This window comes from Phaeobacter sp. SYSU ZJ3003 (assembly GCF_041300735.1).
GTDB classification, from domain to species: domain Bacteria; phylum Pseudomonadota; class Alphaproteobacteria; order Rhodobacterales; family Rhodobacteraceae; genus Phycobacter; species Phycobacter gallaeciensis_A.
In genome coordinates, this window is record NZ_PXNU01000075.1 from 1 (window position 1) to 19,830 (window position 19,830).

The 19,830-nt window shown below is 62.6% G+C and carries 19 protein-coding genes and 1 pseudogene; 16 read left to right on the forward strand and 4 right to left on the reverse strand.

Features of this window, described 5'->3' with window-relative positions:
• Positions 1–64: 64 nt before the first annotated feature.
• Positions 65–301: a hypothetical protein gene (locus C6W91_RS19330; RefSeq protein WP_370571411.1), complete on the reverse strand. Its 237-nt coding sequence runs from the start codon at positions 299–301 to the stop codon at positions 65–67.
• A gap of 97 nt (positions 302–398) precedes the next feature.
• Positions 399–1,319, reverse strand: coding sequence for a LysR family transcriptional regulator (locus C6W91_RS19335; protein ID WP_274834308.1), 921 nt, complete (start codon positions 1,317–1,319; stop codon positions 399–401).
• Between the two features lie 123 nt (positions 1,320–1,442).
• Between C6W91_RS19335 and C6W91_RS19340 the strand changes: the two genes are divergently transcribed.
• From C6W91_RS19340 to C6W91_RS19355, 4 genes are all read left to right on the forward strand, one after another.
• On the forward strand, positions 1,443–2,876 hold the full coding sequence (locus C6W91_RS19340) for a form I ribulose bisphosphate carboxylase large subunit (RefSeq protein WP_274829180.1): 1,434 nt from the start codon (positions 1,443–1,445) through the stop codon (positions 2,874–2,876).
• A gap of 39 nt (positions 2,877–2,915) precedes the next feature.
• Positions 2,916–3,272, forward strand: a complete 357-nt coding sequence (locus tag C6W91_RS19345; RefSeq protein ID WP_274834310.1) for a ribulose bisphosphate carboxylase small subunit — start codon at positions 2,916–2,918, stop codon at positions 3,270–3,272.
• A 153-nt stretch (positions 3,273–3,425) separates the two neighbouring features.
• On the forward strand, positions 3,426–4,229 hold the full coding sequence (locus C6W91_RS19350) for a CbbQ/NirQ/NorQ/GpvN family protein (RefSeq protein WP_370571412.1): 804 nt from the start codon (positions 3,426–3,428) through the stop codon (positions 4,227–4,229).
• Entirely contained in the window at positions 4,195–6,510 is a 2,316-nt protein-coding gene (locus tag C6W91_RS19355) for a nitric oxide reductase activation protein NorD (protein WP_370571413.1), read from the forward strand. Before C6W91_RS19350 ends, C6W91_RS19355 begins: the two co-directional genes overlap by 35 nt.
• Positions 6,511–6,527: 17 nt before the next feature.
• Here C6W91_RS19355 and C6W91_RS19360 read toward each other — a convergent pair whose 3' ends face one another.
• A complete protein-coding gene (locus tag C6W91_RS19360) occupies positions 6,528–7,463 on the reverse strand; it encodes a LysR substrate-binding domain-containing protein (protein WP_370571414.1) in 936 nt (311 codons plus the stop codon).
• A gap of 90 nt (positions 7,464–7,553) precedes the next feature.
• Here C6W91_RS19360 and C6W91_RS19365 point away from each other — a divergent pair, with 90 nt between their 5' ends.
• From C6W91_RS19365 to gph, 10 genes are all read left to right on the forward strand, one after another.
• On the forward strand, positions 7,554–8,555 hold the full coding sequence (locus C6W91_RS19365; protein WP_370571415.1) for a class 1 fructose-bisphosphatase: 1,002 nt from the start codon (positions 7,554–7,556) through the stop codon (positions 8,553–8,555).
• Positions 8,556–8,579: 24 nt separating this feature from the next.
• On the forward strand, positions 8,580–9,452 hold the full coding sequence (locus C6W91_RS19370) for a phosphoribulokinase (RefSeq protein WP_065270434.1): 873 nt from the start codon (positions 8,580–8,582) through the stop codon (positions 9,450–9,452).
• 11 nt (positions 9,453–9,463) lie between these two features.
• The gene (gene tkt, locus C6W91_RS19375; protein ID WP_370571416.1) at positions 9,464–11,464 is read left to right on the forward strand and encodes a transketolase; all 2,001 of its coding nucleotides are present in this window, start codon (positions 9,464–9,466) and stop codon (positions 11,462–11,464) included.
• Entirely contained in the window at positions 11,461–12,462 is a 1,002-nt protein-coding gene (gap, locus tag C6W91_RS19380; protein ID WP_065270436.1) for a type I glyceraldehyde-3-phosphate dehydrogenase, read from the forward strand. Before tkt ends, gap begins: the two co-directional genes overlap by 4 nt.
• Complete coding sequence (pgk, locus tag C6W91_RS19385) at positions 12,462–13,673, forward strand: phosphoglycerate kinase (protein WP_370571417.1); 1,212 nt, start codon at positions 12,462–12,464, stop codon at positions 13,671–13,673. Before gap ends, pgk begins: the two co-directional genes overlap by 1 nt.
• Before the next feature lie 9 nt (positions 13,674–13,682).
• Positions 13,683–14,738, forward strand: a complete 1,056-nt coding sequence (gene fba, locus C6W91_RS19390) for a class II fructose-bisphosphate aldolase (protein ID WP_274829167.1) — start codon at positions 13,683–13,685, stop codon at positions 14,736–14,738.
• Between the two features lie 71 nt (positions 14,739–14,809).
• Complete coding sequence (gene rpe / locus C6W91_RS19395; protein WP_370571418.1) at positions 14,810–15,493, forward strand: ribulose-phosphate 3-epimerase; 684 nt, start codon at positions 14,810–14,812, stop codon at positions 15,491–15,493.
• Positions 15,483–16,187, forward strand: a complete 705-nt coding sequence (locus tag C6W91_RS19400; RefSeq protein ID WP_370571419.1) for an HAD family hydrolase — start codon at positions 15,483–15,485, stop codon at positions 16,185–16,187. The genes rpe and C6W91_RS19400 overlap by 11 nt, the downstream gene beginning before the upstream one ends.
• 15 nt (positions 16,188–16,202) lie before the next feature.
• On the forward strand, positions 16,203–16,760 hold the full coding sequence (locus tag C6W91_RS19405; protein WP_274829163.1) for a thioredoxin family protein: 558 nt from the start codon (positions 16,203–16,205) through the stop codon (positions 16,758–16,760).
• Positions 16,757–17,428: a phosphoglycolate phosphatase gene (gph, locus tag C6W91_RS19410; protein WP_370571420.1), complete on the forward strand. Its 672-nt coding sequence runs from the start codon at positions 16,757–16,759 to the stop codon at positions 17,426–17,428. The genes C6W91_RS19405 and gph overlap by 4 nt, the downstream gene beginning before the upstream one ends.
• Positions 17,429–17,445: 17 nt before the next feature.
• Here the strand turns inward: gph and C6W91_RS19415 are convergent, their stop codons facing one another.
• Complete coding sequence (locus C6W91_RS19415) at positions 17,446–18,330, reverse strand: LysR family transcriptional regulator (RefSeq protein WP_370571421.1); 885 nt, start codon at positions 18,328–18,330, stop codon at positions 17,446–17,448.
• Between the two features lie 144 nt (positions 18,331–18,474).
• Here C6W91_RS19415 and C6W91_RS19420 point away from each other — a divergent pair, with 144 nt between their 5' ends.
• Together C6W91_RS19420 and C6W91_RS19425 are read left to right on the forward strand one after the other, a co-directional pair.
• On the forward strand, positions 18,475–19,095 hold the full coding sequence (locus C6W91_RS19420) for a glutathione S-transferase family protein (RefSeq protein ID WP_065270444.1): 621 nt from the start codon (positions 18,475–18,477) through the stop codon (positions 19,093–19,095).
• A gap of 333 nt (positions 19,096–19,428) precedes the next feature.
• A pseudogene (locus C6W91_RS19425) lies at positions 19,429–19,830 on the forward strand (IS256 family transposase); the annotation flags it as partial.

Below are 19,830 nucleotides of genomic sequence, written 5' to 3' on the forward strand. Positions count from 1 at the left end.
GCGCGACGTGCTCGATATGGTCGCGTGAAATGAAGCTATAGGTCTCCGATGAAACCGGAGCGATTCATGCCGCCACCAATTCATCGGCCATCTGGTCAATTTCTTGCGGAGAGATATCGCTCAGGTCGTACTTAGCAAAGATTGCATCAATCGCCTCTGCGTCAGGCGACTGCGGTGCAACATGGCTGGCAAAATCTTCTGTTTTCGCCTCTTTGGCCACCCCTTGCCCCGCCAGAACATTGACAGACCTTGTGCTCGCCGGTGCATGGGTGGCAATCGTTGAAACCTGTGCGTAGCTCATATTGAAAACCTTCTGCTATTCAATGAACCGCACACTCAGCCGATATGGTAAAAACCCCCTAAAGCGCGCGGGTATAATCGGCGGTTTTCCAAGAAAATTATTGTCCCGCCACAGAGGAACCCACGCCAGCCGCCCCAGGTCCCTCCCTCAGCTGCTGCAGAAACGCCTCGGCCGCCATCGTGGGCTGCTTTCCCTTTGGCCAAGCCACGTACCAATGACGCATGATCGGAAAGGACTTCACGTCAAGCTCCGTCAGATAGCCGTGGCGCAGCTCCAGCGCGACGGTAGCCCGGCTGAGCACAGACCAACCGAGGCCCGCAATCACCCCTTGTTTGACGGCCTCATTGGCGCCCAACTCCAACCGCACGGCGGGGGCTTTCCCTGCCTCTTCGAAACAGCGCTCGGCCGCAAGCCGGGTGCCTGATCCACTTTCCCGGGTCAGGAATGGATAAACGGACAAGTCCGCCACGCTCAGCCCCTGCCGGGTGGCCAGAGGATGATCCGGCGGCGCAATGACGATCAGCGGGTTTTCGGCAAACCGTTCCACTTCGGCAGCCATATTCTGCGGCGGTGTGCCCAGAATATAGAGGTCATCGGCATTCTGAGCGAAACGGGCCAGGATTTCCTCGCGATTGCAGACGGTCAGGGCAACCTCGATCCCGGGATAGTCGCTGTTATAGGCCCCGATGCGGGCGGGAATGTCATATTTCGCGGTCGACACCACCGCCAGCCGTAACCGTCCCCGCGCCATACCGCGCAGCTCCGCCAGGCGCATATCCAGATCCTCGGCCTCGCCCAGCATGCGCTGCGCCGACAACAACACCACCTCTCCCGCCTCGGTCAGGAACAGGGTCTTGCCCATCCGCTCGATCAGCTTGTGACCGGTCTGTTCTTCCAGTTGACGCACCTGCGCAAAGACGGCCGGCTGCGTCAGATGCAGCGCCTCGGCAGCGCGAGTGTAAGAGAGGTGCTGCGCAACCTCCTGAAATATCTGCAATTGTCGAAGGGAATACCGCATATATACAGAATACCTTATTCTGAAACTAAAAACTATTCATTTCACTATATTTACCATTTGTGGCCTTCTGATCCCAATGAAGTGGCCCGCCCCCGTTGGCGGCCAGGAGGAGGAAACAAGCCCATGAACATGCAAGCCCCAGCCAAGAAATACGATGCCGGCGTCAAGGACTACCGGTCCACCTATTGGGAACCCGCATACACGCCCAAGGACACCGATGTCCTGGCCGTCTTCAAGGTGATCCCGCAGGATGGCGTGCCGCGCGAAGAGGCAGCCGCAGCCGTGGCCGCCGAAAGCTCCACCGGCACCTGGACCACGGTCTGGACCGACCTGCTGACCGATCTTGACCACTACAAAGGCCGCGCCTACCGGATCGAGGACGTGCCGGGACAGGATGAAGCCTTTTATGCCTTCATCGCCTATCCGGCAGATCTGTTCGAGGAAGGTTCGGTCGTCAACGTCTTTACCTCCATCGTCGGCAATGTCTTCGGCTTCAAGGCCGTGCGCTCCTTGCGCCTTGAGGACGTGCGCTTCCCGATCTGGTTCGTGAAGACCTGCTTTGGCCCGCCGCACGGCATCCAGGTCGAACGCGACAAGATGGATAAATACGGTCGTCCGCTCCTGGGCTGCACCATCAAGCCGAAACTGGGTCTGTCGGCCAAAAACTATGGCCGTGCCGTCTACGAGGTTCTGCGTGGCGGTCTCGATTTCTCGAAAGACGACGAGAACGTCAACTCCCAGCCCTTCATGCGCTGGCGCGACCGCTTCCTGTTCTGTCAGGAGGCCATCGACAAGGCCCAGGCCGAAACCGGTGAGCGCAAGGGCCACTATATGAATGTCACCGCCCCCACGGTGGAAGAGATGTTCCAGCGCGCCGAATTTGCCAAGGAGATCGGCACGCCCATCATCATGTCCGACTATCTGACCGTCGGCTGGGCCGCCCATAATTCGCTGTCGAAATGGTGCCGCGACAATGGCATGCTGCTGCATGTCCACCGCGCCATGCACGCGGTGATCGACCGCAACCCCAACCACGGCATCAACTTCCGCGTTCTGACCAAGCTTCTGCGCCTTCTGGGCGGCGACCACCTGCATTCGGGCACCGTCGTCGGCAAGCTGGAAGGCGACCGCAACGCGACCTTGGGCTGGATCAACCTGATGCGCGACAAGTTCGTCAAGGAAGACCGCGAGATGGGCGTCTTCTTCGATCAGGACTGGGGCAGCATGCCGGGCGTCTTCCCGGTGGCCTCGGGCGGGATCCACGTCTGGCACATGCCCGCGCTGGTCTCGATCTTCGGCAATGATAGCGTCCTGCAATTTGGCGGCGGCACCCTGGGCCACCCCTGGGGCAATGCGGCGGGTGCTGCGGCCAACCGCGTGGCGCTGGAGGCCTGCGTTCAGGCCCGCAACGAAGGCCGCGAGCTGGAGAAGGAAGGCAAGGATATCCTGATGGCGGCGGCGAAACATTCGCCCGAGCTGAAATCCGCGATGGAGACCTGGAAGGAAATCAAGTTCGAGTTCGACACCGTCGACAAGCTGGACGTGCAGCACCGCTGATCGCGCCCCCTCGAACACATATCAAAAGGACCAAGACCAATGAGCACCATTCAGGACTACCCCTCCCGCCTGTCGGACCCGGCCTCGCGCAAGATGGAGACCTTCTCTTACCTGCCGGAAATGACCAAGGATCAGATCCGCAAACAGGTGGAATGGATCGTCTCCAACGGCTGGAACCCGGCGATCGAACACACCGAACCCAGCAACGCCACCGGCTATTACTGGTACATGTGGAAGCTGCCGATGTTCGGTGAAACCGACGTGGACGCGATCCTGGCCGAGTTGGACGAATGCCACGCCGCCAACCCCAAGCACCACGTGCGCCTTCTGGGATATGACAATTTCACCCAAAGCCAGGGCGCCAATATGGTCGTCTACCGCGGGGAGATGGTCTGAATTTTGGCCGGGACGCCCCGCGTCCCGGCCTGCGCCCGCCCGCCCCATGGCGGGCGCATCCGCGCCCACCCGGGCAGACGCAGACCTCTGTTATCCTGCGCAGCTGCCCCCTTTCTTTGAGACGCCCCTCTTGCAGGCTGAAAGGACCATTCCATGAAAGACATGCTTGACGACTTCCGCGTCACCGATGCGCCCTTCTGGCGGCAGACCGGCGACGAGGTGGAGCTGTTCACCGCCGCCTGGGATGCCCGCATACCCGTCATGCTGAAAGGGCCGACCGGCTGCGGCAAAACGCGTTTCGTGGAACATATGGCATGGAAGCTGGGCCGCCCGCTGGTCACCGTGGCCTGCAACGAGGATATGACCGCCTCGGATCTGGTGGGCCGCTATCTCTTGGATGCCGACGGCACCCGCTGGCAGGATGGCCCGCTGACCTTTGCCGCCCGCCACGGTGCGATCTGTTACCTCGACGAGGTGGTGGAGGCCCGACAGGACACCACTGTCGCCATTCACCCGCTGACCGATGACCGCCGGGTACTGCCCCTGGAAAAGAAAGGGGAGCTTCTTCAGGCGCACCCCGATTTCCTGATCGTGATCAGCTACAACCCCGGCTACCAGTCCCTGATGAAGGACCTGAAACAGTCGACAAAACAACGCTTTGCGGCGATGAACTTCACCTGGCCCGAGGGTGAGACCGAAGCCGAGATCCTGGCCCATGAGGCAGGCATCGACACTGATACCGCAAGCAAGCTGGTCGAAATCGGCGCGCGCTCCCGCAACCTCAAAGGGCACGGGCTGGACGAAGGGGTTTCGACCCGGATGCTGATCCACGCCGGCCGGTTGATCAAGGGCGGCATTGCGCCGCGCGCCGCCTGCTCCATGGCGCTGGTCAACTCCATCACTGATGATCCGGATATGCGCGATGCTCTCGATGCCGCTGTCGCAACCTGGTTCTGAGACCCTGCCCGAAGACCGTGCAGCGCTGCTGAACAGCCTGCCGGGTGAGGTCGCCGAGGTCCTGCTGGCCACCCTGCCCGATGCGCGGCGCAAACTGTCGCCGCGTGCGCTGGATACCTGGTTGCGCGGCTGTGAAGCGCTGATGCAATTGGGCCGGGGCTCGGATCCTGTCATCGCCTGGATTGAAGCCGCGCCAGCCCTTGCCCGTGATCTGGGCCAGGATGTCCTTGGCGATCTGCTGCCGCTGCTGCTGGGCTTTGCCTCGCGCACCTCGGGCGCGGTGATTGCCCGGCTGCTGGAGACATCTCCGCAGGCCGCGATGCGGCTCGGCGATGCCACGCTTTTCATGGCTTACCTTCGCTTTCTGGAGCATCTTCTGGCCCGCGCGCCGCGTGCCGTGCGCCCCATGCTAGATCACCTTGGCGATCTTCTGGAGGTTCTGACCCTTGGGGGCTTACGCCGCTGGGCCGATTGGGGCGTGGAGGCGCATAGGACCAACTTCAAGGAACTGCTCGCCTATTTCTCGCTAGAGACCGAGGAAAGCCGCGCCGTCATCCAGCGCGAGCGCAAGGGCACCCTGCTGGTCGATGTGCAGCGGCGGCTGATGATGTACCTGCGCGCCCTATGGGGGCGGGATTTCATGCTGACGCCAACGGCTGGCGATTTCGAGGATCGCACGGGCCTGCGCCCCTATTACGAGGGGTACAGCCTGCACCTGCCCGATGCGCTGGATGACTGGCAGGATCAGGCCGCGCTGGACCTTTACCGCGCGCAGGCCGCCCATCTGGCAGCACACCTCGCCTGCCTGCGCAAACCCATTCAGGGCGAGGGGCTGAACGCCTTGCAATCAGCCATGATCGGCCTCATGGAGGACGCCCGCGCCGAGGCCCTTGCCATCGCCCGCCTGCCCCGGCTGCGCGATCTTTGGGCACCGTTTCATCAGGACACCGCCCCCGGCATCGCCGGAGAGTTCGACCGCATCGCCCGCGCGCTGTTGTTGCCAGATCAGGCGCCCGGAAGCGATCTTGCCGCCTGGACCCAGACAGAATTCGCTGGTCTTGACCTGACGGATGCGCAGGCCGCCCGCGATCTGGGCCTGCGCCTTGCCGAACGCCTGCGCGGCCAGCCCTATTCTGCTTATACCGATCATCCCTCCTGCCCCTATCGCTGCGATAACCGGCTCTTGTGGGAGTTCGAGGAGCTGGAGTTCGACACCGCATACGCCGCGCCGCCACAGGTGCGCAAATACGTCTCGGTCAGTGAAATGGTGAACGAGGTGGAGGTCGAAACCGCAGGCGAGGACGCGCAGGAGATCTGGGTGCAATCGGCGGAGTTCTTTGATGACGACGGTCAAAGCTTCAACGAGAAGGAAGGCCGCGAGCCGCTGGCGCCGCCGGTGATGTATGATGAGTTCGACCACACGATCCAGATGATGCGCCCCGCCTGGGCCACGGTGCTGGAACGGCGCCCGCGTCTGGGCGACCCGACCGGGGCGGAGGCGATCCTCGCCGAACATCGCCCGGTGATGGAGCGGCTGAAGCACCGGCTGGACGCCATGCGCCCGCAGGGCATGCAGCGCATTCGCAAGCTAGAGGATGGCGATGTGATCGACATCGGCGCCGCCATCACCGCCGCCATCGACATACGCATGGGCCGCCAGCCCGACCCGCGTGTGATGATGCGCCAGGTGCACAAGACGCGCGACACCGCCGTCATGGTGCTGCTGGATCTGTCGGAATCGACGAATGATCCGGTGGGCGATGGCTCCACCGTGATGGATCTGACCAAATCGGCCTGTGTGCTGTTGTCAGAGGCGATCAACCGGGTCGGCGATGCCTTCGCCATCCATGGCTTTTGCTCGGACGGGCGCGCGCAGGTCTATTATGAACGGTTCAAGGATTTCGACCAGCCATGGGAGGATCTGGCCACCGCCCGCCTTATGGGGGCAAAGGGGCGGCTCTCGACCCGTATGGGAACGGCGATCCGCCATGCCACGGCGCAGATGAAACGGGTGAAGGCCACGCGCAAACTGATGCTGGTGCTGACCGATGGCGCACCCGCCGATATCGACGTGCGTGACCCGCAATACCTGCGCGCCGACACCCGCCGCGCGGTGGAGGAAGCCAGCCAAAGCGGCATCACCCCCTTCTGCCTGACGCTGGATCCCGGTGCGGATGCCTATGTGCAGCGGATCTTTGGCCCGAGTGGCGCGATGATCCTGGACCGGGTCGAGCGCTTGCCGGAACGCCTGCCGCAGCTTTATGCGGCGCTGACCCGCTGAAATCACGGCACCGAACGCTACAAGTCGAACTTTGGCAGGTAAACGCCTGACAAGGCGTCGATTTCCTGCGCACACATTTCCGTCGCCGGAGACACATGATCTGCCTCTGCGGCACCGGTGATCAGATACCAATGCCGCATCACCGGCAGATCCCGCCCGCGCAAGAGCGCCAGCCGCCCCGATGTGACCTCGTCATGCACGGTGTGCAGCGACAGGAACGCAATCCCCAGCCCCGCCAGAACCGCCTGTTTGATCGTCTCGTTCGAGGGCATCACCACCTTGTTGGGGCTATGCCCCTCCGCCAGCCGTTCGATAAACCGCTCCATCAGGATCCGGGTGCCTGACCCTTCCTCGCGGCTGAGGAAGGTTTCCTGCAGCAGCCGGTCCGGATCATATCCGTCTTCCTGCGCCAGCGCATGATCCGGCGGCAGCACGATGCCATGCGGGTGCGGCCCCAGCGGGATCGCCCGATGGATCACCCCGCGCGGTGGCCGCCCCATGATTGCCAGGTCATAGTCCCCCCGGTTCAGCGCCTGCATCACATCGGATCGGTTGGCCACCCGCAGCGAGATTTCCACGTCAGGGATTCGGTCCTGCAACAGCCGCACCAGACGGGGCACGAAATACTTCGCCGTAGATACCGTTCCCAGCACAACATGGCCGCGCCGCCCCTGGGTCAGAGCGGTGATCTGCCGCTCTGCATGCGACAAATTCGCTTCGATCCGCTGCGCGGCGGCCAGCATCTCCTGCCCGGCAAGGGTGGGCTGAAACCCCGAACCATCGCTAGCCTTCTGTAGCAATGCCTCTCCAACTGCGCCTTCCAGGTTCTTGATTTGGCTGTGAATTGTCGGTGGCGTTTGATGCAAAAGATCCGCCGCCATGGTCAGGGAGCCTGTGTCCGCCACCGCCAGCAGCGCGCGCAATTGTTTGAGAGTGATGGCGTCGAACCGCAAATTCGAAAACTCCTAATCGTTATTTCTATTTTTTAAATTCCTTAAAAAATCATTTTTTGCAAGCTTTGTCGCGTCAGGGAGGACAACCACATGAAAACTCTTGATCAGGTGCCCCAGGGGGCCGAGCCTGCGCTTGTTGCAGAACTGGACCGGCTGGCCGGTGTCGCTGCCGAGCTTGCCCAGCGCATTGCGCGCGGCGGCATCGACGAAAACCTTGCCGGAGCGGCGGGCACCAACACCGATGGAGACGCGCAAAAAGCGCTGGATGTGATCGCCGATGAGGCCTTCATGGCCGCCCTGCGCGAAGGCGATGTCCGTCACTATGCCTCGGAAGAGCAGGACACGGTCGTCACCATGAACCCCGAGGGGCAATTTGCCATTGCCATCGATCCGCTGGATGGCTCCTCCAACATCGACACAAATGTGTCCATCGGAACCATCTTTGGCATCTATCCGGCTGCGGACACGCCCGAGGCGTCGTTTCTGCGACCCGGCCGGGATCTTCTCGCCTCAGGATATGCGATCTTCGGGCCGCAATGCGCGCTGATTGTCACCCTGGGCGACGGGGTGCTCAAATACGTGCTGGATCCGCAGAGCGGTACATTCCGTCTGCTGGGACAGGTCGCCGAGATCGCGCCGGATTCCAACGAATACGCCATCAATACCTCGAACTACCGCCACTGGAGCAAACCGATCCGCGCCTATATCGACGACCGCGTGGCAGGGACCGAAGGGCCGAGCGGCGCCGACTCCAACATGCGCTGGATTGCCTCCCTGGTGGCCGAGACCCACCGTATCCTAACACGAGGGGGGATCTTTCTGTACCCCGCTGATGGTCGGCAGGGCTATGGCCGGGGGCGGCTGCGCTATGTCTACGAATGCGCGCCCATCGCCTTTTTGATCGAACAGGCGGGCGGCCGGGCCACCGACGGGCAGGACCCGATCCTGGATGCGGTCCCCGATACACTGCATATGCGCACCCCCTTTGTCTTCGGCTCGTCCAACAAGGTGGCACGGGTCGCCACCTATCACGATCTGCCGGACGAGGAGACATCCGCTCTCTTTGGCTTGCGCGGACTGTTCCGCGCCTGATCCTCACACCTTCAGGACATCGACATGAGCACCAAACACCCGATCATCAGTGTCACGGGGTCTTCCGGCGCGGGCACCTCGACCGTGAAAAAGACCTTCGACCAGATCTTCCGCCGCGAAGGCATTACCTCCGTTTCGATCGAAGGCGACGCCTTTCATCGCTACAACCGCGCCGATATGCGGGCCGAGCTGGAACGCAGACAGGCCGACGGCGATCACACGTTTTCGCATTTCTCCTATGACGCCAATGAGCTCGGAGAGCTCGAGCGGGTCTTTCGCGAATACAGCCAGACCGGCAAGGGGCGCACCCGCACCTATGTGCACGACGCCGAGGAAGCCAAGCGGACCGGCGTCCCCCCGGGGGAATTCACCGCCTGGGCTCCCTTCCCCGATGATTCCGACCTCCTGTTCTACGAAGGGCTGCACGGATCGGTGGTGAACGACGATGTGAACCTCGCCGCGCTGGCTGATCTCAAGATCGGAGTAGTGCCGGTGATCAATCTCGAATGGATCCAGAAGATCCACCGCGACCGCGAATCCCGCGGTTATTCCACCGAGGCGGTGACCGAGACCATCCTGCGCCGGATGCAGGCCTATGTGCATTGCATCTGCCCGCAATTCTCCGAAACCGACATCAATTTCCAGCGCGTGCCGGTGGTGGATACCTCCAACCCCTTTGTCGCGCGCTGGATCCCCACTCCGGACGAAAGCCTGGTGGTGATCCGGTTCAAGAACCCGCGCGGTATCGATTTCCCCTATCTGATGTCCATGATCGAGGGCAGCTGGATGACCCGCGCCAACAGCCTGGTGATCCCCGGCGGCAAAATGGATCTGGCGATGCAGCTGATCTTTACGCCGATGGTGATCCGCCTGGTCCGCGAAGCCAAACGTGCCTGAGGAGACTTCTCATGAATGTTCAAACCCCGGTGAAAGCCGATGAAACCCTGATGGCCAATGCCATCCGCGCTCTGACCATGGATGCGGTACAGGCTGCGAACTCCGGTCACCCCGGTGCGCCCATGGGTCTGGCGGATGTGGCAACGGTGCTGTTCAACCGCTTCATCAGGATCGACCCGTCCCGCCCCGACTGGCCCGACCGCGACCGTTTCGTGATGAGCGCAGGACATGGCTCCATGCTGGTCTATGCGATCCACCACCTGCTCGGCTATACGGATATGGACGCCGATCAGCTGCGCAACTTCCGCCAGATGGGCGCGCGCACGGCGGGGCATCCCGAATACGGCCATGCCGCAGGGATCGAGACCACGACCGGCCCCCTGGGCCAGGGGATCTCGACCGCCGTCGGCATGGCCTTGGCAGAACGCATGATGCAGGCGCGATTTGGCGACGATCTGGTCGATCACTACACCTATGTGCTGGCCGGGGACGGCTGCCTGATGGAGGGGATCAGCCACGAGGCCATCGATCTTGCCGGGCACCTTGGCCTGTCGCGGCTGATCGTCTTTTGGGACGACAACCGGATTACCATCGACGGGCCCACGGATTTGTCGACCTCCATGAACCAGAAACAGCGGTTCGAGGCGGCAGGCTGGCACGTGCAGGCCGTGGATGGCCACGCACCCGAGGCGATCGCCGCCGCGATTGCTGCCGCCCGCGCCGATGACCGCCCGTCGATGATTGCCTGCCGCACGGTTATCGGCAAAGGCGCGCCCAATATGGGTGGCAGCCACAAGGTGCACGGCGCCCCCTTGGGCGCCGAGGAGATCGCAGCCACCCGTGACGCCCTTGACTGGCCGCATGCGCCGTTTGTTATCCCCGATGGTGTGCGCAACGCTTGGGAAGACGTGGCAAAACGCGGCGCCAAGACCCGGAAAGACTGGCAGGCACGCAAGGAGCACTCACCAAAGGCAGCGGAGTTCGACGCGGCCATGGCCCCGCCAGATGCAGAGGCGCTACACGCCGCGATCACCGCCTATAAGGCCCGCCTCAGTGCCGATGCGCCAAAGGTCGCGACCCGCAAGGCCTCCGAAATGGCACTGGAGGTGGTCAATGCCACCCTGCCCAACAGCGTGGGCGGCTCCGCGGACCTCACGGGATCGAACAACACCCGCAGCAGCGCCATGCGCCCGGTGACGGCACAAGATTTCAGCGGCGATTACATCCATTACGGCATCCGCGAACACGCCATGGCCGCCGCGATGAATGGCATCGCCCTGCACGGCGGGTTCAGAACCTATGGCGGTACTTTCCTCGCCTTTGCCGATTACTGCCGCCCCGCCATGCGGCTCTCGGCCCTGATGGGGGTGCCCGTCACATACGTGATGACCCATGATTCCATCGGCCTTGGCGAAGATGGCCCGACGCATCAGCCGGTCGAAACCATCGCATCGCTGCGCGCGATGCCGAACATGAACGTGATCCGCCCCGCAGATGCGGTGGAAACCGTCGAGGCCTGGGAAATGGCGGCCACTTCGGACACCACCCCCACGGTCCTGTGCCTGTCGCGCCAGGGCCTGCCCACCCTGCGCCGCAACCACAGCGCCGAGAACCTGACGGCGCGCGGCGCCTATGTGCTGCGCGGCGGCGGCGCGCGGGACGTGACCCTGATTGCCTCCGGATCGGAAGTAGAGATTGCCATGGAGGCCGCCGATCTGTTGGAAGCAGACGGGATCAAGGCCGCCGTGGTCTCTGCCCCCTGTTTCGAGGCTTTCGCGGCCCAATCGCCGGACTACCGCGCCGCCGTGCGTGGCAGCGCGCCCCGGGTCGGCGTCGAGGCCGCCATTCGACAGGGCTGGGAGCTGTTCCTGGAACGTGGCGACGGCTTTGTCGGGATGAGTGGCTTTGGCGCCTCCGCCCCCGCCGAGGAGCTTTACCGCCACTTCAACATCACGGCCGAGGCCATTGCCGCCTCGGCCCGCCGACAGATCGAGAAAAGGACGAAGGCATGACCACGAAAGTCGCCATCAACGGCTTTGGCCGCATCGGACGCTGCACCCTGGCCCATATCATCGAAAGCGGTCGCAACGACATCGAGGTGGTGAAGATCAACGCCACCGGCCCGATTGAAACCAACGCGCATCTTCTACGCTATGACAGCGTGCACGGGCGGTTCCCGCATCCCGTGGCCGTCAATGACGATACGTTGGATCTGGGCCGTGGCCCGATCAAGGTCTTCTCCACCTACAATCCCGAGGAACTCGACTGGGATGGTGTCGATGTGGTGTTGGAATGTTCAGGTGTCTTCAATTCCAAGGAGCAATCCTCGGTCCACCTGAAACAGGGCGCGCGCAAGGTGCTGATCTCGGCCCCCGCCAAAAACGCCGACCGCACCGTGGTTTACGGCGTCAATCACCGCGATCTGCGCAGCGATGAGTTGGTGGTTTCCAACGGCTCCTGCACCACCAACTGCCTTGCACCGCTGGCCAAGGTTCTGAATGACGCCATCGGCATCGACAGCGGCATTGTCACCACGGTGCATTCCTATACAGGCGATCAGCCCACGCTGGATCGGCGCCACAAGGATCTCTATCGCGCCCGTGCGGCCTCGATGTCGATGATCCCCACCTCCACAGGTGCGGCCAAGGCCATTGGGGAGGTTCTGCCGGAACTCTCGGGCCGTCTGGATGGATCCGCCATTCGGGTGCCCACCCCGAATGTATCAGCCGTCGATCTCACTTTCATGGCGGGTCGCGATGTGACCGAGGACGAGGTGAACGCCATCATGGCCGAGGCCGCAGCAGGAAACATGCAGCAGATCATCAGCTACGAGACCGAGCCGAAGGTCTCGATCGATTACAACCACGACAGCCATTCCTGCAATTTCGCCGCCGACCAGACCAAGGTTCTGGGCGCGCGTCTGGTGCGGGTGATGGCCTGGTATGACAACGAATGGGGCTTTTCCTGCCGCATGGCGGATACGGCCAATGCCATGGGGAGACTTCAGTGATGGACCTGCCGCAGATTGACACATCCTCGGTCAAGGGCCGCCGCATCCTTGTGCGCGCCGACCTCAACGTGCCGATGAATGAGGACGGCACAGTCAGCGATGACACCCGCATTCGCCGCTTTGCCGACGGGATGAAGCCCCTGCTGGCTGCAGGGGCGCGGCTGGTTATCCTGACCCACTTTGGCCGCCCCGAGCCGGGCGCGCCTGCCGGGGAGCATTCCGTCGAACCGCTCATCCCATCCCTGGCCGCAGCCTTGGGCCGACCGGTCCGATTTTGCCCCGAACTGATCGGGGCAGAGGCGGAAGCCCGCAGCCGGGGGCTGAGCGATGGCACGGTGATGCTCTGTGAAAACCTGCGCCTGCATGCCGGGGAGACGGCCAATGATCTCGCCTTTGCCGCGCAGCTGGCCAAGCTTGGCGATATCTACATGAACGATGCCTTCTCCTGTGCGCATCGTGCCCATGCTTCGACCGAAGCCTTGGCGCATCTGCTGCCCGCCGTGGCAGGCCCGCTGATGATCGAAGAGATCGAGGCCCTGTCGGCGGCGCTGGAATGCCCCAAGCGCCCGGCTGTGGCGGTGGTGGGCGGCGCCAAGGTCTCCAGCAAGATCGCGGTGCTGAAGAACCTGGTCCAGAAGGTCGATCACATCATCATCGGCGGCGGCATGGCGAACACGTTTCTTTTCGCCGATGGCGCGCCCATGGGCCGCTCGCTGCACGAGGCCGATCAGATCGACACGGTACGCGAAATCCGCACGCTGGCGCAAAAGGCAGGCTGCACCCTGCATCTGCCCGAAGACGTGGTCGCCGCCTATGATTTTGCCGCCGGTGCAGCCTATGACATCACCCCGGCAGATGCCTGCCCGACAGGCGCCATGATCCTCGATGCCGGACCGCGCGCGTTGAAACGGTTCCAGTCGGTGCTGACCTCCTGTAAGACGATCCTGTGGAACGGGCCGCTGGGGGCGTTTGAAATTACCCCCTTTGACCTTGCGACCCGGCACCTGGCACAGACAGCCGCCGATCTGACCCGGCAAGGGCTGGCTGTTTCTGTCGCAGGTGGCGGGGATACGGTTGCGGCCCTGAACATGGCCGGTGTATCTGGCGATTTCACATATGTCTCCTCCGCCGGGGGGGCTTTCCTGGAATGGCTGGAGGGTAAGACGCTCCCCGGCATTGCGGCGCTGCAAGGCGCGGCAGAAGCGGCCTAAGAGGTTTTCATGGCACTTATCACTCTTCGTCAACTGCTCGACCATGCCGCCGAACACGGCTATGGCGTGCCCGCCTTCAACATCAACAACATGGAGCAGGGTCTGGCGATCCTGAAGGCCGCCGCGAAATGCGACAGCCCGGTGATCCTGCAGGCCAGCCGCGGCGCGCGCTCTTATGCGGGTGACATCATGCTGCGGCACATGATCCAGGCGCTGGTGGAAATGTATCCCCATATCCCGATCTGCATGCATCAGGACCATGGCAACAACGAACAGACCTGCCTGTCGGCGATCCGCCACGGCTTTACCAGCGTGATGATGGATGGCTCGCTTGAGGCGGACATGAAGACGCCGGCATCTTACGACTACAACGTCGAGATCACCGAGCGCGTGTCGCGCATGGCCCATTGGGTCGGTGCCTCGGTCGAAGGCGAGCTGGGCGTGCTTGGCTCGCTGGAAACCGGTGAAGCGGGCGAAGAGGACGGATCGGGTGCGGTTGGCAAGCTCTCCCAGGAACAGCTTCTGACCGATCCCGATCAGGCCAAGGATTTCGTGGCTAAAACCCAAGTGGATGCGCTTGCCATCGCCTGCGGCACCAGCCACGGCGCCTATAAGTTCAGCCGCAAGCCCACCGGCGATATCCTGGCGATCAGCCAGATCGAGGCGATCCACGCCAAGATCCCCAATGTCCACCTGGTGATGCACGGATCGTCTTCGGTGCCGCAGTACCTGCAAGACCTGATCAACGAATACGGCGGCGAGATGCCCCAAACCTATGGCGTGCCGGTCGAAGAGATCGAGCGCGGCATCAAGTCGGGCGTGCGCAAGGTCAATATCGACACGGATAACCGCATGGCGATCACCGGCCAGTTCCGCAAGGTGGCGCAGGAGAAACCGACCGAGTTCGACCCGCGCAAGTTCACCATCCCCGCGATGGAAGAGATGGAGAAACTCTGCCTTGACCGTTTTGAACGCTTCGGCACCGCAGGCAATGCCGCGAAGATCACGCCGATCGATCTGGATGAGATGGCAAAACGCTACAGCAGCGGTGCGCTGGCGGTCTGATCCCGCCGAGACGCAGCACATTCGGGGGGCGTTCGCGCCCCCTGCCCCTCCCCGATATGACGAGGCTCCCGATGTCCTTTGACCGCAGCGTGAAGATCGCGCCCTCTATCCTCTCTGCCGATTTCGCCAACTTCAGCCAGGAGATTCAGGCAATCGAGGCCGAAGGCGCCGACTGGGTGCATGTGGATGTAATGGATGGCCACTTCGTCCCCAACCTCACCTTTGGCCCGATGGCGGTCAAAGCCTTCCGCCCGCATGTGAAAACCGTGATGGACGTGCACCTGATGATCGCGCCGGTCGATCCCTATATCGAGGCCTATGCCGATGCGGGCGCCGATGTGCTGACCGCGCATATCGAGGCCGGCCCCCACATTCACCGCACCCTGCAGGCCATTCGCGCGTCGGGCATGAAGGCAGGCGTCGCCCTCAATCCCGGCACCCCGGCCGAGGCTGTGGCGCATCTTCTGGACCTCACCGATCTGATCTGCGTGATGACGGTGAACCCCGGTTTTGGCGGGCAGAAGTTCATCGACATGACGGGGAAGATCACGGCCCTGCGCCAGATGATCGGCGACCGCCCCGTGCATATCGAGATTGACGGCGGCGTTGATCCCACAACCGCGCCCAAGGTGCGCGCGGCAGGTGCCGATGTGCTGGTCGCGGGATCCGCTGTCTTCAAGGGCGGCTCGGTCGACAACCCGGGCATCTATGGCGAAAACATCCGCGCCATCCGCGAAGCGGCCAATGCCGCTTGAGGCGCTGATCTTCGACGTGGATGGCACCTTGGCCGAAACCGAGGAGCTGCACCGGCGCGCCTTCAACGAGACATTCGCCGAAGAAGGCCTCGACTGGCACTGGAGCCAAGACGACTATCGCCGCCTGCTTCAGACTACCGGCGGCAAGGAGCGGATCGCCCACCACATGCGAAACCTCGGCCTTGCCCCCGATGCCATCGACATTGCCGCATTGCACAAGGCCAAGACGGATGGCTATGTGCGCCTGATGAGCGACGGCGGGTTAGACCTGCGCCCCGGCATTGCCGCGCTGATCACAGAGGCAAAGGATGCAGGGCTGACTGTGGCCATTGCCACCACCACCAGCCGCCCCAATGTCGATGCCCTTTGCCATGCCTGTTTCGGCGCGCCTGCCGACAGTATTTTCCCGGTCATTGCCTGCGGCGACGAGGTCGCTGCCAAGAAACCCGCCCCGGATGTCTATGAGCTGGCCTTGAAACGTCTGGACATCGCCCCGGAAAACGCCCTGGCGTTTGAGGACAGCAGCAACGGGTTACGCAGCGCCGACGCCGCCGGGATGGCCTGTATCGTCACCCCCTCGATCAACACAGGCGGCGATGATTTCACCGGCGCCGAATGCGTGGTCCCGGATGTCACTCACCTCGGCGGCATTGAGGCGCTCGCACCCCTTCTGCCCACGCCGCAAACCGTCTGACAAAAGGATCAAGATATGGCCGTCTCCCCTCCCGTTTGCGATTTCGGCTGGCGCGCGCCGGATTTCCGCCTGCCCGCCACCGATGGCAAGACCTACAGCCTTACGGATATCGCAGGCCCCAAGGGCACGCTGGTGATGTTCATCTGCAATCACTGCCCCTATGTGATCGCGGTGCTGGACCGGATCGAACGGGATGCCCGCGACCTGCAAGCCTTGGGCATCGGGATGGCGGCGATCTGTTCCAATGACGCGGAAACCTATCCCCGCGACAGTTTCGAGAAGATGGTCGAACTGGCCCGTGACCGCGCCTTTCCCTTTCCATACCTGCATGACGCAGATCAAAGCGTCGCTCGCAGCTGGAATGCCGCCTGCACACCGGATTTCTTTGGCTTCAACGCCGCAGGCGCGCTGCAGTACCGGGGCCGCCTCGATGCATCGGGGCGCAATCCGGCGCCGGAAGGCGCCCGGCGCGAATTGTTTGAGGCCATGCGACAGGTCGCAGACACCGGCCAGGGCCCGGCGGATCAAGTGCCGTCGATGGGCTGTTCGATCAAATGGAAGGATCCCGCATGAGCCGCGCAATCGTTTTCGACCTTGACGGAACGCTGGTGGACAGCGCCGCCGACATCCACGCCGCCGTGACCCAGATGCTGACAGAGTTTGGCAAGCCGCCGCTGACCCTGGCGCGGGTGACCAGCTTTATCGGCAATGGCATACCGAACCTTGTCCGGCTGGTCATGCGCGACAGCGGCATCCCCGAAGCCGATGAGAACCTCGCCATCACCCGGATGATGGCACATTATTCAGCGCATCCCGCCGACCTGTCGCAACCCTATCCGGGCGTGGCCGACTGCCTTACCCGCCTACAGGAGAATGGCATTCGCCTCGGCGTCTGCACCAACAAATTCCGCGCCCCGGCGCTTCTGATCCTCGAAGCACTGGATCTGATGCAATTTTTCGAGGTCGTCGTTGGCGGTGACACTCTGCCGCTCCGCAAACCTGATCCGGCCCCCTTGCACCACGCATTTGAAAGCCTGCACGGCACCTCGCGGATGTACGTCGGCGACAGCGAAGTCGATGCCGAAACGGCGCAGCGGGCAGGCATCGACTGCGCCCTTTTCACGCAGGGTTACCGAAAAACCCCGGTGGATCAGCTGATCACAGCCTGCACCTTCGACGCCTTCCCGCAGCTGCCCGCGATCGCCGATCGCGTCATGGCGGCAGATGCCGGGTCGGTCTGACCCGCCCGGCAGGTGCTTCACCCGCCAAATGCCCCGGCCAGATGATCGATCAGCGCCCTGATGCGCGTGGTCAGATGCCTGTTGGGCGGGTAGACCGCATACAGCGGCATATTCACCGTGCCCCGATCCGCAAAAAGCTGCTTCAGCTCGCCGCTCTCCAGAAATGGGCGTGCCGCGTATTCCGGGACCCGGCCAATGCCCCGTCCCAGCGCTGCCATATTGACCACCGCGCGGGGGGAATTCGCCCTGAAATCCCCGGTGACCGTGACCGCGATCTGCCGACGCCGCTGGCTGAAAGTCCAGACCTCTGGCTGCGACGAGGCCGTCATCAGCAGGCAATTATGTGTCGACAGCGCGTGGGGTTCCTTTGGCTCGCCATGGGCCGCTAGATAGTTGGGCGATGCGGCCACGACCACCGGCATATCGGTCAGCTTGCGCGCCACCAGCGAGGAATCCTTCAGCGTGCCGAACCGCACCGCAAGATCGACGCCTTCTTCAAGGATCGAAATATGCTGGTCAGAGAGCACAAGTTCGATCCGCACATCCGGATGCGCGGTCTGGAACGGCTGTAGCGCCTGCACCAATTCGCGGCTACCAAGCCCGGTCGGGGCCGTGATGCGGATCGGACCGACAAGCTGCTGCTGGCGCTGCTGTACCACGTCCTCCAGCTCTTCGAACTGATCAAGCAGGGCGATGCAGCGTTCTAGATAGGCCTGTCCGGTGTCGGTCAGAGTGACGCTGCGCGTGGTCCGGTGCAGCAATTGCGCGTCCAGTCTTTCCTCAAGCCGGGCCACATATTTGCTGGCCAGTTTGGTGCTGATTCCCACCTGCCGGGCACCCGCGGTAAAAGAGCGTTGCGCCGCCACGGCAGCAAAGGTGCGCATACAATCCAGCGTGTCCATTCTATGGAGTTCCTTGCATATTTTTTGTCGTCAATGCGTACATTATACTTCGTCAATTTCACCGGTTATCCTCACAATATGGCGAGTTTACCTTTGCCTTGTCCATAAGCCGCACAGGCATCAGACAAAGGAAGGAACCCCCAAATGTCCAATTCAATCCGTATTCACGGCTTCCCGCTCTCCGGCCACTCCCACCGGGTCGAGCTGCTTGCGAACCTCGCCGGCATCGCACATGAGGTCATCACCGTTGACCTCGCCGCAGGCGCCCACAAGGAAGAGCCGTTCCTGTCGCTGAACCCCGCCGGTCAGGTGCCGGTAATCGAAGACGGTGACACCGTGATCGCTGACTCCAACGCCATCCTGGTTTACCTGGCTCGCAAGTACGCGCCGTCTTTCCTGCCCACCGATCCGGTGCTGGAAGCCGAGGTGCAGAAATTCCTCAGCCTGGCAGCTGGCGAAATCGCTTTTGGCCCGGCAGCAGCCCGTCTGATCAACGTCTTTAACGCACCGTTTGACGCAGAATTCTGCGCGGCAACCGCCGCCACCGTCTTTGGCAAGATCGAGGCGCATATGGAAGGCCGTGAATTCCTGGTCGGCACCGAGCCGACCATCGCCGACATCGCCATCTATTCCTACAGCGCGCATGCGCCCGAAGGTGGCATCTCGCTGGAAGCCTACCCGAACCTGCGTCGCCTGCTGGCCAATATCGAAGGTCTGAAAGGCTTCAAAGCCATGCCCGTGACCAAGGTCGGCCTCGCAGCCTGATTGGTTTGGCCGTGGCGTCTTTTTCGGCGTGGCGCCACGGCCCCCTCCATATGCCCGCCCCACTATCGGGGCATGTCTTGCAGGCAAACCGACATCTGCGTCACCCAAATTGCCTGCTCCGTAGTGGTCCATTGGCCGATATCCAGACGCAAGAGTACCGCTCAACAACTCAGTTACCGCGCATTTCCGAACCGGTCGAAGGTCGCTTGAAGGTCCGGCAACCTTCCCTATAACGCGCGGCATGTCAGCAAAGATCTTTTCAATGGAGCCGCGAGAAGGCGGCGGCGAGCTATGCGCGAAACTGGGTGACGGGGTTTGATAGGGCGGCGTATCGTGGCGGGTGTCCAAGCCTGCCAGAACTTCCAAGAGGAACGATACGCCATGAAGAAGACTAGAGACATTATCCCCCTTCGTCAGCCTGAAACTTTTGATGACCCGCTGACTGAGATCGCTCGCGATGGGGCGCGTCGCATGCTTGCTGCCGCGCTGCGGGCCGAGGCCGACGCCTTCGTCGCCCAGCACGCCGAAGAGATCCTGCTGGACGGTCGCCAGCGGGTTGTCCGGCACGGTTACGGGCCGGAGCGCAGCATCCAGACCGGGATCGGGGCGCTCGATGTCCAGCGCCCGAAGGTACGCGACCGCGCCACCGACGTGCCGGTCGACCAGAAGATCCGGTTCACCTCGGCGATCCTGCCGAAATGGGCGCGCCGCTCGCGCAGCCTCGATGCGCTGCTG

What these genes read in the sequence shown, in the direction of transcription:
- C6W91_RS19330 (WP_370571411.1), bottom strand. Translation starts at nt 301, where the DNA reads ATGAGCTACGCACAGGTTTCAACGATTGCCACCCATGCACCGGCGAGC.
- C6W91_RS19335 (WP_274834308.1), bottom strand. Translation starts at nt 1,319, where the DNA reads ATGCGGTATTCCCTTCGACAATTGCAGATATTTCAGGAGGTTGCGCAG.
- C6W91_RS19340 (WP_274829180.1), top strand. Translation starts at nt 1,443, where the DNA reads ATGAACATGCAAGCCCCAGCCAAGAAATACGATGCCGGCGTCAAGGAC.
- C6W91_RS19345 (WP_274834310.1), top strand. Translation starts at nt 2,916, where the DNA reads ATGAGCACCATTCAGGACTACCCCTCCCGCCTGTCGGACCCGGCCTCG.
- C6W91_RS19350 (WP_370571412.1), top strand. Translation starts at nt 3,426, where the DNA reads ATGAAAGACATGCTTGACGACTTCCGCGTCACCGATGCGCCCTTCTGG.
- C6W91_RS19355 (WP_370571413.1), top strand. Translation starts at nt 4,195, where the DNA reads ATGCTCTCGATGCCGCTGTCGCAACCTGGTTCTGAGACCCTGCCCGAA.
- C6W91_RS19365 (WP_370571415.1), top strand. Translation starts at nt 7,554, where the DNA reads ATGAAAACTCTTGATCAGGTGCCCCAGGGGGCCGAGCCTGCGCTTGTT.
- C6W91_RS19370 (WP_065270434.1), top strand. Translation starts at nt 8,580, where the DNA reads ATGAGCACCAAACACCCGATCATCAGTGTCACGGGGTCTTCCGGCGCG.
- tkt (WP_370571416.1), top strand. Translation starts at nt 9,464, where the DNA reads ATGAATGTTCAAACCCCGGTGAAAGCCGATGAAACCCTGATGGCCAAT.
- gap (WP_065270436.1), top strand. Translation starts at nt 11,461, where the DNA reads ATGACCACGAAAGTCGCCATCAACGGCTTTGGCCGCATCGGACGCTGC.
- pgk (WP_370571417.1), top strand. Translation starts at nt 12,462, where the DNA reads ATGGACCTGCCGCAGATTGACACATCCTCGGTCAAGGGCCGCCGCATC.
- fba (WP_274829167.1), top strand. Translation starts at nt 13,683, where the DNA reads ATGGCACTTATCACTCTTCGTCAACTGCTCGACCATGCCGCCGAACAC.
- rpe (WP_370571418.1), top strand. Translation starts at nt 14,810, where the DNA reads ATGTCCTTTGACCGCAGCGTGAAGATCGCGCCCTCTATCCTCTCTGCC.
- C6W91_RS19400 (WP_370571419.1), top strand. Translation starts at nt 15,483, where the DNA reads ATGCCGCTTGAGGCGCTGATCTTCGACGTGGATGGCACCTTGGCCGAA.
- C6W91_RS19405 (WP_274829163.1), top strand. Translation starts at nt 16,203, where the DNA reads ATGGCCGTCTCCCCTCCCGTTTGCGATTTCGGCTGGCGCGCGCCGGAT.
- gph (WP_370571420.1), top strand. Translation starts at nt 16,757, where the DNA reads ATGAGCCGCGCAATCGTTTTCGACCTTGACGGAACGCTGGTGGACAGC.
- C6W91_RS19415 (WP_370571421.1), bottom strand. Translation starts at nt 18,330, where the DNA reads ATGGACACGCTGGATTGTATGCGCACCTTTGCTGCCGTGGCGGCGCAA.
- C6W91_RS19420 (WP_065270444.1), top strand. Translation starts at nt 18,475, where the DNA reads ATGTCCAATTCAATCCGTATTCACGGCTTCCCGCTCTCCGGCCACTCC.